This is a genomic window from Streptomyces sp. TSRI0107 (genome assembly GCF_001905845.1).
In the GTDB taxonomy this organism is placed as follows: domain Bacteria; phylum Actinomycetota; class Actinomycetes; order Streptomycetales; family Streptomycetaceae; genus Streptomyces.
Genome location: NZ_LIVZ01000013.1, coordinates 70,752 through 83,749, shown reverse-complemented (window position 1 = coordinate 83,749; position 12,998 = coordinate 70,752). Strand labels below are relative to the sequence as shown.

Here is a 12,998-nt window from a genome sequence, read left to right as displayed (position 1 = left end):
GCGCCTGAGCCGATCGGCCCACAGGGCCGGGCGGGGCGATGCCGCCGGAGCCGCCGTCAGCCCTCGACGACGGCCCAGACTCCCGGGCCCAGCGGAGTGATGCCGTCAGACGACACCCTGTGCGGCCATGGCCTCGGCCACCCTCAGGAAACCCGCCACGTTCGCGCCGAGCACGTAGTCGTCGGCGTTGCCGCCGTACGCCTCGGCAGTCGCGCGGCACTGGGCGTGGACGCCGCGCATCACCGCGGCGAGCCGGGACTCGGTCTCCTCGAAGGACCAGCTGTCCCGGGCCGCGTTCTGCTGCATCTCCAGCGCGGAGGTGGCCACGCCGCCCGCGTTGGCGGCCTTCCCGGGGCCGAAGAGGACACCGGCCTCCCTCAGCACCTCCACCGCCTCCGGCGTGCAGGGCATGTTCGCGCCCTCGGCGACGGCGAGGACGCCGTTCTTGACCAGGGCGACGGCGTCTTCGCGCCGCACCTCGTTCTGAGTCGCGCAGGGCAGCGCGATGTCGCACGGGACGTCGTACACCGTGCCGCGGTCCGAGAAGCGCGCGTTCGGCTTCACCTCCGCGTAGGCGGAGATACGGGAGCGGCGGACCTCCTTGATCTCCTTCAGGAGTTCCAGGTCGATGCCGTCCTCGTCGACGAGGTAACCGGAGGAGTCGCTGCAGGCCACCACTCGGCCGCCCAGCGCGTGCGCCTTCTCCACGGCGTACACGGCCACGTTGCCGGATCCGGAGATCACCACGCGGCGTCCGTCGAAGCCGTCGCCGCGGGTGGCGAGCATCTCCTGGGCGAAGTACACCGCGCCGTAGCCCGTGGCCTCGGTACGGGCGTGGGAGCCGCCCCACGCCACCGGCTTGCCGGTCAGCACGCCGGCCTCGTAGCGGTTGGTGATCCGCTTGTACTGGCCGAAGAGGTAGCCGATCTCCCGCGCGCCCACGCCGATGTCGCCGGCCGGTACGTCGGTGTGCTCGCCCAGGTGGCGGTGGAGTTCGGTCATGAAGGACTGGCAGAACCGCATGATCTCGCCGTCCGAACGGCCCTTGGGATCGAAGTCCGCGCCGCCCTTGCCGCCGCCGATGGCCATCCCGGTCAGCGCGTTCTTGAAGATCTGCTCGAAACCGAGGAACTTGACGATGCCGAGGTTGACGCTCGGGTGGAACCGCAGGCCCCCCTTGTACGGGCCGAGCGCGCTGTTGAACTCCACCCGGAAGCCCCGGTTGACGCGCACGGCGCCCGCGTCGTCGACCCAGGGAACCCGGAAGATCAGCTGCCGCTCGGGCTCGCACAGCCTCTCCAGGATCCCGCTGTCGACGTACTCGGGGTGCCGTTCGAGCGCGGGTGCGAGGGAGTCCAGTACCTCGGTGGCAGCCTGGTGGAACTCGGCCTCCCCCGGGTTGCGCCGGCGGAGCTCGGTGTGGACGGCCTCGATGTGCGCGCTGACGTTCATAGCGGTGTCTCACTTTCCCGATCTGACGGAACTGCCTGGCATGGAGACGATCCGACACCCGGTCGAGTGCCCGAACGGCTTGGAGCGCCGGAGCGTTGAGGACAGGCGTGGGAACGAAACGCGGCCGCTTGCACCATACGGCGCGAAGGTCGTCGCGGACTTGGCCGTCCGCGATCCGGTCGGCGAGCGGAGTGCCGAGACGCGGCACCTGCTCCGAGCCGTCCGGTGACGGCACGTCATCAGCCCACGAGTTACGGCCCTCGGGGTTATCCTCCGGCACCCTCGCCTGGCCCTGGCGCGACCGCGCCCACCCCTGGACGGTGGACAGCCTCACCCTTTTTCAGCCGGCCCTGCCCGCCGGCGCCCTGCGCGATCTCACCCTCCTGCCCACCGGCCGGCGCTACCGTTTCCCGCGCACCGCACGCCTGCTCGACATCGACGCGAGCGCCCGCTACCGCACCGGCGGCCTGCCGCACGGCGCCCATTCCGACTACCTCCACCCCGAATCCGCCCACCTGCTGATGTCGCTGGCGGAGGCGGCGCGCTGAGCCGTCACCGGCGACGGAGCGGGGCGGGACGCGTCGGAAGCGCGTCCCGCCCGGCGGGGGTCACGGATCAGCGGAAGTTCACGTCGCTGCACAGGAAGTACGTCTGGTCCATGTGCGACGCCTGCCAGATCGTGTAGACGACGTGCCGACCGCTCAGGCCCGACGTGCTCACGTCGATCGAGTAGTTCTGGCTGGGCGCGTACCTGCCGGTGCGGGCGACGAGTTGCAGGTCGCTCCAGCGCAGCGGCTGGGTGGCGGGGTCGAAGCCCTGGCGGGTGACGTACACCAGGAAGTAGTCCGCGCCGTGGCTGGCCTGGTCGTACAGCTTGACGGTGAAGTCGGACGAGACGTCCGTGGTCTTCCACGCGCCGACGGTGTCCAGTGAGTCGTAGCGGCCTCCCTCGGTCTGTCCGCCGCTGCACAGCCGGCCGTCCGGGACGACCGCCTGGAAGTTGCCTCCGGAGCCGTTGCGGTACAGGCCGTTCCAGTTCCACATGGCGTTGGGGTTGGCCTGCCAGGCCTGCCAGCACATGGGGTCTTCCTGTGCCATCGCCGGGTTCTGGAAGTCGCTGCCCCAGCGCAGCCAGCAGCCGTAGTTGCGGGACGCCGGGTCGACCACGGAGCCGTGGGCCGATGCGGTGCCGCTCCCGGGGATCAGGCTGATCAGCAGGGCGGCGAGCACACTCAGGAGGAGTGCGGGGCGGAAGCCGATCCTCAATCTGTCGCGATCATGACAAGCGAGTGCGTGACGCACGACGGTCTCCCTCTTTCGATGCGGGGGGATGTGGACGCGGGAGCTGCGGGTGTGGGGAGTGGTATTGGGAGCGCTCCCACGCGTCCACGAGTGTTAGGTTGCGGTTCCCTCCGCGGGCACGCAACGACAAATCGCGCCACATTCTCGAACGGCCCGGCCGGCCCCGTGAGGCACGGGGCCGGCCGGAACCGCGCGGTCTGCGCGTCGGTGTCAGGGGGCTCTCAGAGGGTGGTGCCCGGGTCCTGCGGCCGGATACGTCCGCGCCAGCCGCCCTCGCCGCCACCGCCTTCGACGTAGTCCTTGAAGCGGCGCAGGTCCCCCTTCACCCGCCTGTCGATCATGCCCAGTGCGTCCGCGCCCTTCTCGGCGAGACCCGTCGGCTCGATGTCCATGGTGAGCTCCACCCGGGTGTGGGTGTCGTCCAGGCGCTCGAAGCGGACCGAGCCGCGCTGCTGTGTCTCACCGCCGACGGTCCGCCAGGTGATCCGGTCGTCCGCCAGCTGATCGACGATCTCGGTGTCGAACTCCCGGCGCACCCCACCGATGCTGGTGGACCAGTGGTTGTGCCGGTCGTCGAGCTGCCTGACCTCGTCGACGCCCTCCATGAAGTTCGGGAAGTCCTCGAACTGGGTCCACTGGTCGTACGCCCGGCGCAGCGGGACCTCCACGTCCACCGATTCCTTGACCGTGCTCATCTGATCCCTCCTGATCCGCTCTGACGGGGGTCGGCCGCGGCCGGCGCGCCCACCTCCTCCGTGCGAGGCATCGGGTACCCGGGAAAGCCGATGCGAAAGAAAGCGCGCCGGTACCGAGTGGTCACGGTCTGCGGGCTGCCATGGCGAAGAGACCGTCCGGGTCGTACATGGCCCGGGTGCGTCGCAGGCGCTCCTCGTGGGAGCCGAAGACCGTGCCCTGCGGCTCGCCCGCGTCCTCGCCGAGGCCGGCGAAGTTGACGTACGTCCCGCCGCTGGAGAACGGTTTCATCGCGTCCCACGCCGAGCGCGCCCACTCGATCGCGGTCTCGTCGAGCGCCGGGTCCTGCCAGCCCGCGTCGATGCTCACGTTGTGGCGCGCGGACCGGTACGCGAACGCGCTGTCGTCGGGGCCGACGCGGGCTATCGCGCCGCCGAGGGTGCGGACGACGATGAGACTTTCCGGGGTGGGCCGCCGGGAGTACCAGTCCACCAGGGTCCTGATGGCCTCGTCGCTCAGCTCGTCCACGAAGTGCGACTTCATGAAGTAGCGCTCGCCGTCGGGGAACCGCCAGGTGTTGGCGCTCTGCAGCATCACGTAGGGCATGGTGCCGCTCAGGTCGATGAGCGGCGGGCCCAGTTCGCGCTGCGGCGCCAGCGCGGCGGTGGCACCGTCGTCCGGCGGTCCCCCGTACACGGCGCCGATCATCACGCAGTTGGCTCCGTGCAGTTCCTGCGGGATCACGGGGGCCGCAGGGACGCTCCACAGCAGGAGTTCCGGCGTGACGGTCTCCGGCGCGGTGTACGCCGCGTCCCGCCAGGCCCGCAGCACGTCCTCGGCGCGCTCCCACGGGTGGAGGACCAGCGCACCGGCGACCTCGGGGCCGAGCTCGTGGAGGCCGAACTCGAAGGACGTGACCACTCCGAGGCCCCGGCCGCCGCCGCGCGCCGCCCAGAACAGCTCGGGTTCCTCTTCCCGGTTCGCCGTGCGTACCGTGCCGTCCGCGGTGACGATCTCCAGTGAGCGGACGCTGTCGCAGCTCAGACCGAACGTCCGCATCACGAAGCCGAAGCCGCCGCCGAGCGTGAGGCCCGCGATCCCGGTGGCCGAGATCTCCCCGCCCGGTGTGGCCAGCGCGTGCAGCTGGGTCTCACGGTCGAGTTCGCCCCACCTCACTCCCGCCTGGGCCCGCGCGGTCCGGGCGGCGGGGTCGACGTGCACGCCCTTCATGCGGGACAGGTCGATCACCAGTCCGTCGTCGCACACCCCACTGCCCGCGACCTGGTGCCCGCCTCCGCGGATACTGACGGCGGGCCGGTGTTCCCGCGCGACCCGCACCGCCTCGACCACGTCCGCCGTGCCGGAGCACCGCGCGATGAGCGCTGGACGGCGGTCGATCAGACCGTTCCACACGGTCCGGGCCTCGTCGTACCGGGGGTCCCCGCGGTCGATCACCTCGCCTTGGAGGGAGGCGCGCAGGTCGTCCGCCATCGCCTGCTCCGCGGTGTCCGACATTCTGCCGCCGTGCTCTTCCGGCATCAGCGTTCACCCTCCCCGGTGCGCGCTGCTGGCTGTCGCCCTGTTCTTCCACGCTAGTGCGGGGTCGCGGGGCCCGCATGCGGGACCTCTCACGCCCCGGACCGGCCGAGGTACCGGTGCGGAGCGCCGTCGGCGTCGCCGAAATCGCGGGCCTCCACCCATGCCGGCCCGTCACACTGATCATCATGACGGCCCTGCACACCAATCCGCTGTTCTCCCGCCTCGAAGGCGCCGAGCGCGTACTCGTCTCGGGTGCCGGAGGCGGTTTCGACATCTATGCCGGACTGCCGATCGCCCTCGACCTGATGCACCAGGGCAAGGAGGTCCATCTGGCCAACCTCACGTTCAGCGCGGTCGAGGGACTGCCGTCGGAGGACTGGCTCGTGCCGGACGTGGCGGTGGTGACTCCGCGTTCGGCACCGCACCAGACGTACTTCCCCGAGCGGACCCTGGCCCAGTGGCTGGCCCTGCACCGGTACCCCAGTACCGTCCACGCCTTTCCGCGGACGGGCGTCCAGCCGCTGCGTGCGGCGTACCGAGCGCTGATCGACCATCACCGGATCGACGCGGTGGTCCTGGTGGACGGCGGCACCGACATCCTGATGCGCGGTGACGAGGCGGGACTCGGCACCCCGGAGGAGGACCTGACCAGCGTGGCGGCGCTGGCCGGGCTGGACGACGTACCCGAACGGCTCGTGGTGTCCGTCGGGTTCGGCGTGGACGCGCACCACGGGGTCAGTCACGGCCTGGTGCTGGAGAACATCGCCGCCCTGGAGCGCGACGGCGCCTACCTCGGCGCGTTCTCGATATCCCGCACGACCCGGGAGGGCGCCCTCTACCTGGACGCCGTCGCCCACGCGCAGGACCACACCCCCGACCACCCCAGCATCGTCAACGGCTCCGTCGCGGCCGCGATCCGCGGTTCCTTCGGCGACGTCCGGTTCACCACGCGCACCCGGGGCAGCGAGCTGTTCGTCAACCCGTTGATGTCGCTGTGCTTCGTCTTCGAGCTGAGAGGGCTGGCCGACCGCTGCCTGTATCTCGACCGGATCGAGAACACCCATCTGATGCGCCAGGTCGCCGGCGTCATCGCGGAGTTCAGGGACGAGACGGTCACCCGGCCGCCCCGCCGCATCCCGCACTGACGCGCGGCGGGAGATCCGGGGGGGGGGCGGACTCGGCCGATAAGTACCGCAGGCGCCGTTCAGCCGCCACCGCACTCAGTACGATGCGCCGGTGATCTGGCATGAAGTCGGCAGGCCGAGAAAGTTACATGTCATCGCCTGCACAATCGTCGCCCTGGCTGCCGTGGTCCTGGGTTGGTATGCGACCCGGACGGTGGGCCCCGACTGTGTCGTCGGCGTGTCCCGGCTCACCGACGGCAACGGGCACAGTCTCCCCGACGGCGACGGCCGAGTCCGGTCGGACGAGGAACTCGTCGCCCGCGCCTACCGGCAGGCCGTCGAGTCAGGCCATTGTGATCCGCCCCGTGCCCGCTGGGAGCAGTGGTTGGACTGACCGTCCTGGTGCGTACACTCCGCCGCCGGCCACTCAAAACGGCTGGCGGGGCCCGCGCGGGGCTTGCGAGCATGCACGTCATGGATACGACGGGGGACGAACGGGTCGACGTGGTGCCGCTCGGCACGACGCCGGTGCGGGGCACATGCGAGGCGATCGGCGGCGGGCGGCTCGTCGTCCGCACGCCCGGGCTGCTGGAGGTGCACGACCGCGAGGACTTCCTCGCGGGAAGGAGCGCGGGCCCGAGTGCCGCCCTGCGGACGGAGGAGCACGAACGGGCGGTTCCCACGCCCGACGGCGGATTCGTAGTGGCCGGGGGCTCGTCCGTGCGGGCGGTGGGCCCCGACGGCGGCCCGCGCTGGGAACTGACCCATGACCCATGGCACGGCGCCGCCCGGGCGCACTCCGCCCCGGCCGTCAGCCCGGACGGGCGGCTGGTGTGCGTCGTCGTGCCGACGCTGGAACCCGACCAGGAGAAGGCGGCCCTGGTGTACGACCTGGAGCCGGGCCGCAACTACACCTGGGACGACCTGCTGCTCCTGGACGCGGCGACCGGCGACGTGCTCGGCCGACGGCAGATCCGTTCGCTGGCGTCCGCCACCGTGGCCTCCTGGCGTCCGGACGGCGGCGCGGTCGTGGTGTCCTGCTGGACCGCCTGGCACAGCTGGTCGACCTGGTGGGCCGAGCCGCGCGCCGACGGTCTCGACGTCCTCGGCGGCACGTGGATGCGCGCGCTGGCGGGATTCCTCCCCGGCTCCCGGGTACTGACCCAGCGGTACGCCGAGCACATGTTGCTCGACGACGACCGCGACGAGCTGGCGTCGTACGACCTCGGCTCCGGGGAGCGGACGGCGCTGCTGGATCTGGCGGAGCTGGCCGTCGACCCGGAGAACGACGAGTTCCACTCCGCGGAGGTCCTGGACGGGCGCCATGTGCTGGTCCCCGGCCGGGTGTACCCGGGAGGGGCGCCGGAGACGCGGCACTGGCTGCTCGACGCCGGCACACTGCGTCCGCTCGGTCGGCTGAGCTACCCGGTGCCGGTGGGCGAGGACGTCACCGTACTGGGAGACGGAACCTGGGTCACCCGCGACGGCGACCGGCTGCACCGCTGGACGCTGAGCCGCGCCGGCTCGTAGGCGTACGCGTGGCCGCCGGAGACGACCAGCTCGGTGAGCGGGTTCAGGGTCGTGTGATCATCTCGTGTGACTGACAGGGAGCGATTGATGGACCGAGTGACCGACGTGCCCGAGAGCTTCGCCCAGTCCGCGCATCCGGCGCGGGTGAACGACTATGACAGCTTCGCCGAGGCCTACTCCGCGGAGAGCGAGCACAGCCTCGTGAACGCGTACTACGCGCGGCCCGCGATGGTGGCCCTGGCCGGGGACGTGGCGGGCCGTCGGATCCTGGACGCCGGCTGCGGCTCGGGCCCCCTGTCCGCCGCGCTGCGCGACCGGGGCGCGGTCGTCACCGGCATCGACGCCAGCGCCGAAATGCTGGCGCTGGCGAGGCGACGGCTCGGGGACGACGCCGCCCTGCACGTGGTCGACCTGCGCGACCCTCTGCCGTTCGCCGACGGCGCGTTCGACGACGTGGTCGCGTCGCTGGTGCTGCACTATCTGGAGGACTGGGGGCCGACGCTGGCCGAGCTGCGGCGCGTGCTCAGGCCCGGCGGCCGGCTGATCGCGTCGGTGGACCATCCGTTCGTGGCGTACACGATCCAGGATCCCCGGCCCGACTACTTCGCGAACACCAGCTATGCCTTCGAGTGGACGTTCGGCGGGCGGTCGGTCCCGATCAGGTTCTGGCGCAAGCCGCTGCACGCGATGATCGACGCCTTCACCGCCGCCGGCTTCCGCGTCGCCGGCATCAGCGAGCCGCAGCCCGACCCGGCCGCCCGTGACCTGTTCCCCGACGGTTTCCGGGACCTTTCGACCCGGCCCTGCTTCCTGTTCTTCGTCGTCGAGGCCGTCTAGGGCGCGTCCGGCGTGGCCGCTCGGTCGACGGTGCGGGTCAGGGACGCCTCCGGCGGACTGCGTACCCTGGCGGCATGCGCATGCGCCCCACTCTGAGCTGGACCCCCGGCGACGACCTGCCGCCGGGCACCACGGATCCGGAGCCGGTCGTCGAGGCGCTGAGCACCGGCGGTGTGCTGGTGCTCAGCGGGGCGGGCATCTCCACGGAGTCCGGCATCCCCGACTACCGGGGCGAGGGCGGGAGCCTGAGCCGGCACACCCCGATGACCTACCAGGACTTCACCGGCAGCGCGCAGGCCCGGCGCCGGTACTGGGCGCGCAGCCACCTCGGCTGGCGCACCTTCGGCCGGGCCCGCCCCAATGCCGGGCACCGGGCCGTGGCGGCGTTCGGGCGGCACGGCCTGCTCGCGGGGGTCATCACGCAGAACGTCGACGGTCTGCACCAGGCCGCCGGCAGCGACGGTGTCGTGGAACTCCACGGAAGCCTGGCCCAGGTCGTCTGCCTCTCCTGCGGCACCCTCAGCCCGCGCCGTGAACTCGCCCGGCGGCTGGAGGAGGCCAACGCGGGGTTCGAGCCGGTGGCCGCGGGCATCAACCCGGACGGTGACGCCGACCTCACCGACGAGCAGGTCGGGGACTTCCGCGTGGTCCCCTGCACGCTCTGCGGCGGCATCCTCAAACCGGACGTGGTGTTCTTCGGGGAGGCCGTGCCGCCACGCCGGGTCGAGCACTGCCGTGACCTGGTCCGCGAGGCGACCTCGGTGCTGGTTCTGGGCTCGTCTCTGACGGTGATGTCCGGGCTGCGATTCGTTCGCCAGGCGGCCCAGGCCGGGAAGCCGGTGCTGATCGTCAACCGGGACCCGACGCGGGGCGACCGGCACGCCCTCACGCGGGTCGCGCTCCCGCTGGGGCCGTCCCTCACCGCCGTGGCGGACCGGCTGGGCATCCCCGTCGGCTCGACGCCCAGCCCGGCTCCGGCCACGGGGTCCGATCCGGGCTCCGGATGACAGGGGGACGGCGGGGAGCCGGGCAGCCAGGCACCCGGGCAGCCGGGCAGCCGGGCAGCCGGGCAGCCGCAGGGACTGATCAGTTTTCGAGAAGCGTCGATGACCCGGTCGCCCCTACCGTCACAGACATGAACTTCATCGACTCCGTCACCCTCGAGGTCGCCGACACCGCGGCCGCCGCCCACTTCTACTCCACCGCCTTCGGACTGGACCCGTCGCGGGTGCGCCTGCGCGGCTCCGAGGCCCCCACGACCGGCTTCCGCGGTTTCACGCTGTCGCTCGTGGTGTCCCAGCCGGGCAACGTCGACGCGCTCGTCGGCGCGGCACGGGACGCCGGAGCCGCCGTCGTCAAACCCGCGTCGAAGTCGCTGTGGGGATACGGCGGCGTCGTGCAGGCACCGGACGGCACGATCTGGCAGATCGCGACGTCGAGCAAGAAGGACACCGGCCCGGTCACCCGGGATGTCGACGAACTCGTGCTGCTGCTCGGTGTCGAGGACGTGAAGGCCAGCAAGCAGTTCTACGTCGATCAGGGCCTCACCGTGGCCAAGAGCTTCGGCGGCAAGTACGTCGAGTTCGCCTCCGGGCCGGGCACCGTCAAGCTGTCGCTGTACAAGCGGCGCGCTCTCGCCAAGGTCGCGGGTGTCCCCGCCGACGGCACGGGGTCGCACCGGATCGTGCTGTCCGGCGCCGGCAGCCCGTTCACCGACCCGGACGGATTCGTCTGGGAGACCTCGGTCCCGGTGAAGGGCACCGACTGAGCTGAGGCGGCGTACGCCGCCGCCGCTCGTACCGGAGCGCCGCAGCCGTGACGACCGCGCCGGCGCCCTCCCACAGGCCCACCCCGAGGAAGCCGGACGGAGCACGGCCGCCGACCACCGCCAGGATGAAGACCACGCAGGTCAGCAGCCGGAACGGGACAGTCCAGCGGAAGAACGCCTTCCAGTCGGCCAGTGAGGCCAGCACGTAGTAGACGCCCATGTTGAGCGCCGCCATGGAGGACGCCGTCAGGAAGACCAGGGTGTGGTCCCCCTCCGCGCGCCGGGAGCCCTCAGTGGGTGTGAAACCCATGAGCGCGAGCAGGGTGTCAGGGGCGATCAGTCCGACCACGCCCAGCGCGGCGGCGAGGACACCGAACACGGCCATGGTCCAGCCGGACGGGGAGCGGGGCAGCAACTGCACGAAGTCCTCCGCGGGTCAGGGGAGTTGACGGGCAGCATACGCGGGCACACGACGTAGGTGATCTTTCGTTTCCGTCGCCGGAGGGTCCGGAGGAAGGAGTGACCGTGGTGGCCATACCGGAGCGCCCCGGGCGCCGCGCGTACCGTGAGCGCCGCTTCGACTTGCGCGCGACAGCCATGTTCTTCGGTCTCAGCGCGGTGATCCTGGTCGTCGTGGGGCTGGTCGCGCGCGCGGCGGTGCGGGTCGTGGAGCGGCGTCCGCTGTGGGCGGTCGTGCTGTCGCTGCTGGTCGTGGCCGTCGTCCTCGGCTACGGACGACGCCGGCGCCGCCTCTCCGCGGCGCGGCTGGCACGCCGTACCACCGCGGCGCTCCAGGCAGCCACGACGACGGCGCTGGACGCCCTGGACGAGACCGCGCCGGCGACGGACCCCCGGCCCGCGCGGCCCGGCATGCCCTTCCCCGCCGACCGGGACGCGACACCGGAGCCGACCCTCGTCCTCGACCACGATGCCCTCAGCCCCGACGAGTTCGAGCAGGCGGTGGCCGCGCTGTGCGTGCGGCACGGCTGCTCGCAGGTGCGGGTCGTCGGCGGAGCCGGGGACCTGGGTGCCGACGTGGTGGCGCTGACCGCCGACGGCCGGCGCCTGGTCATCCAGTGCAAGCGCTACGGGGTCGAGAACAAGGTCGGCTCCCAGGAACTGCAGCGCTTCGGAGGCACCTGCTTCACCGTGCACGAGGCCGACGTGGCCGTCGTCGTCACCACCAGCGACTTCACCGCACCGGCCGTGGAGTACGCCGAGCAGTGCGGCATCGTCTGCGTGGACGGGAGTGCCCTGCGCGCCTGGAGCGACGGCCTGGCAGCGGAGCCTTGGGCGGTGGTCCCCGACGGCTTCGAGGGCAGGGCAGGATGAGGGGCTGACCGCTCTACGCTGCCGCAACCGCAACCGCAACCGCAGTCGCAGCAGCGGCAGCAGCAGCCGCGAAGCTCATGCCCGCCGACGGGCCCTAGTCGCCGCCACCCCCGCCGCCGTCACCGCCACCGCCGCCGTCACCGCCTCCGCCGTCTCCCCCGCCGGAGTCCCCTCCGTCACCGCCGTCCGCGCCCCAGCCGTCGGCGCCGCCGGGTTCGTTGTCGTCCCGCCCCCTGCCGAGGTTGCTGAACCACGGGCGGTCCCACCACGCGTCGGCGGCGATCGGCTCTCCACCGTTCATCCGGCGACGTCGCTCGGCCCGGAACCGTGCCGCTCCTGTCGTGTCTCCGATGCCGAAAGCGACGGCGAACACCTGCGCCATGACGGCGTCCAGCGGGTCGGAGCTCTCGTACCGCACCGGGGTCAACGGCAGCAGGACGCTGCCGGGCTCGGGTTCCGGCCGCCCCCGGTGACGCGTCAGGAGGGCGACCCGCCGCTCGTCGCGCAGCAGCCACGAACTCTTCGCGTTCTCCCGCCGCAACTCCCAGTGCCCTGCGGGCAGTCGGACCCTCACCCGCCTCTTGGACTTGCGCACTCTCATCTCAAGGCTGAGCTCCGCCGTGACATCGCCGACGGTCAGGCGCAGTCCGCGGGACGGGTCGCTTGCATCGCGGTGGAAGCCGTACGGTGCCCGTATCCGTACGACGGGAGCGTCCGGGCCCCACACGTCCACCCGCACCAGATTCCGGTCCACGGCGACGGCGATCGGCCCGGCCGGGCCCGGCGCGAACCGGCGCGCGATCCACAGCGGTACGCCCTCGACCCGGGCCCGGGCAGCGAGCGCGGCCACCTGCTCCGGCCCGCCGCACTGCCGTACCGCCAGTTCCCCCAGCGTACGGGCGAACTCCGCGGCCTGCCGCACCTTCAGCGGCTTGGTGGTGCCGGTCACGCGGGTCACCGGGACGATGCCGGGCCCGTCCTCCAGGAACCCCAGCGGGCGTTCCGTCCCGCCGCCTCCGAGCCAGTACCCGCGCTGGAACGCCTCGGCCATGGCAGCGAGGTTCAGCTCGCTCAGCGGCGTGAGCCTGCCGCCCCTGCGCAGCCCGTCCTCGGTCAGCTCGACGGTTCGCGCCAGCGGGTTCCACGACCGCTCGCCATAGATCAACTGGTTCATCACAGCAACCCCCATGCTTACGCGCGGTTCACCAGAACCGACTCTCACTCAGAGAGTGGGCCGGGGGCCCTGGTGGTTCCCTGCGACCGGCCTGCCCAGGTCCTCAGAGGAGAAGTCGAAGGTGTAGGCGGCCTTCATCTCGAGCAGCGCCAGCGGGAAGGTGCCGCTCCCGTCCAGCACTGCCAAGTCGATGCGGCCACGTGTGAGCGGATCGCAGATGGTCACCGGCGCCGGCATGAAGGCCTGA

14 protein-coding genes are annotated in these 12,998 nt (G+C 71.8%); 7 read left to right on the top strand and 7 right to left on the bottom strand.

Annotated elements, in window-relative coordinates; translation table 11 throughout:
- Nucleotides 1–105: 105 nt before the first annotated feature.
- Nucleotides 106–1,452, bottom strand: coding sequence for an NADP-specific glutamate dehydrogenase (gene gdhA / locus AMK31_RS31145; protein WP_073944052.1), 1,347 nt, complete (start codon nt 1,450–1,452; stop codon nt 106–108).
- A gap of 320 nt (nt 1,453–1,772) precedes the next feature.
- Between gdhA and AMK31_RS31135 the strand changes: the two genes are divergently transcribed.
- A complete protein-coding gene (locus AMK31_RS31135) occupies nt 1,773–2,000 on the top strand; it encodes a hypothetical protein (RefSeq protein WP_073944050.1) in 228 nt (75 codons plus the stop codon).
- A 67-nt stretch (nt 2,001–2,067) separates the two neighbouring features.
- Here AMK31_RS31135 and AMK31_RS31130 read toward each other — a convergent pair whose 3' ends face one another.
- The 3 genes from AMK31_RS31130 to AMK31_RS31120 form a co-directional block, all read right to left on the bottom strand.
- The gene (locus tag AMK31_RS31130; protein ID WP_079186996.1) at nt 2,068–2,718 is read right to left on the bottom strand and encodes a lytic polysaccharide monooxygenase auxiliary activity family 9 protein; all 651 of its coding nucleotides are present in this window, start codon (nt 2,716–2,718) and stop codon (nt 2,068–2,070) included.
- A gap of 257 nt (nt 2,719–2,975) precedes the next feature.
- Nucleotides 2,976–3,449: an SRPBCC family protein gene (locus AMK31_RS31125; RefSeq protein ID WP_073944048.1), complete on the bottom strand. Its 474-nt coding sequence runs from the start codon at nt 3,447–3,449 to the stop codon at nt 2,976–2,978.
- A gap of 121 nt (nt 3,450–3,570) precedes the next feature.
- On the bottom strand, nt 3,571–4,986 hold the full coding sequence (locus AMK31_RS31120) for an FAD-binding oxidoreductase (protein WP_241842769.1): 1,416 nt from the start codon (nt 4,984–4,986) through the stop codon (nt 3,571–3,573).
- Between the two features lie 185 nt (nt 4,987–5,171).
- Between AMK31_RS31120 and AMK31_RS31115 the strand changes: the two genes are divergently transcribed.
- The 5 genes from AMK31_RS31115 to AMK31_RS31090 all read left to right on the top strand — a co-directional run bounded on the left by AMK31_RS31115 (nt 5,172) and on the right by AMK31_RS31090 (nt 10,245).
- Nucleotides 5,172–6,131, top strand: coding sequence for a DUF1152 domain-containing protein (locus AMK31_RS31115; protein ID WP_073944216.1), 960 nt, complete (start codon nt 5,172–5,174; stop codon nt 6,129–6,131).
- Between the two features lie 453 nt (nt 6,132–6,584).
- The gene (locus AMK31_RS31105) at nt 6,585–7,640 is read left to right on the top strand and encodes a hypothetical protein (protein WP_143204273.1); all 1,056 of its coding nucleotides are present in this window, start codon (nt 6,585–6,587) and stop codon (nt 7,638–7,640) included.
- An 87-nt stretch (nt 7,641–7,727) separates the two neighbouring features.
- Nucleotides 7,728–8,477 carry a class I SAM-dependent methyltransferase gene (locus AMK31_RS31100; RefSeq protein WP_073944044.1) on the top strand — a complete coding sequence of 250 codons (750 nt, stop codon included), beginning with the start codon at nt 7,728–7,730 and terminating at the stop codon, nt 8,475–8,477.
- 74 nt (nt 8,478–8,551) lie between these two features.
- A complete protein-coding gene (locus AMK31_RS31095; RefSeq protein WP_073944043.1) occupies nt 8,552–9,484 on the top strand; it encodes an NAD-dependent protein deacetylase in 933 nt (310 codons plus the stop codon).
- A gap of 128 nt (nt 9,485–9,612) precedes the next feature.
- Nucleotides 9,613–10,245: a glyoxalase gene (locus AMK31_RS31090; protein WP_073944042.1), complete on the top strand. Its 633-nt coding sequence runs from the start codon at nt 9,613–9,615 to the stop codon at nt 10,243–10,245.
- Here AMK31_RS31090 and AMK31_RS31085 read toward each other — a convergent pair.
- Nucleotides 10,187–10,666 carry a hypothetical protein gene (locus AMK31_RS31085; protein WP_385312063.1) on the bottom strand — a complete coding sequence of 160 codons (480 nt, stop codon included), beginning with the start codon at nt 10,664–10,666 and terminating at the stop codon, nt 10,187–10,189. The genes AMK31_RS31090 and AMK31_RS31085 overlap by 59 nt on opposite strands.
- 107 nt (nt 10,667–10,773) lie before the next feature.
- Between AMK31_RS31085 and AMK31_RS31080 the strand changes: the two genes are divergently transcribed.
- Nucleotides 10,774–11,577, top strand: coding sequence for a restriction endonuclease (locus AMK31_RS31080; protein ID WP_073944215.1), 804 nt, complete (start codon nt 10,774–10,776; stop codon nt 11,575–11,577).
- A 94-nt stretch (nt 11,578–11,671) separates the two neighbouring features.
- Here the strand turns inward: AMK31_RS31080 and AMK31_RS41125 are convergent, their stop codons facing one another.
- Both AMK31_RS41125 and AMK31_RS42195 read right to left on the bottom strand, forming a co-directional pair.
- Nucleotides 11,672–12,751, bottom strand: a complete 1,080-nt coding sequence (locus AMK31_RS41125; RefSeq protein WP_073944041.1) for a hypothetical protein — start codon at nt 12,749–12,751, stop codon at nt 11,672–11,674.
- Nucleotides 12,752–12,799: 48 nt separating this feature from the next.
- Entirely contained in the window at nt 12,800–12,931 is a 132-nt protein-coding gene (locus AMK31_RS42195) for a hypothetical protein (protein ID WP_274535982.1), read from the bottom strand.
- Between the last annotated feature and the right edge of the window lie 67 nt (nt 12,932–12,998).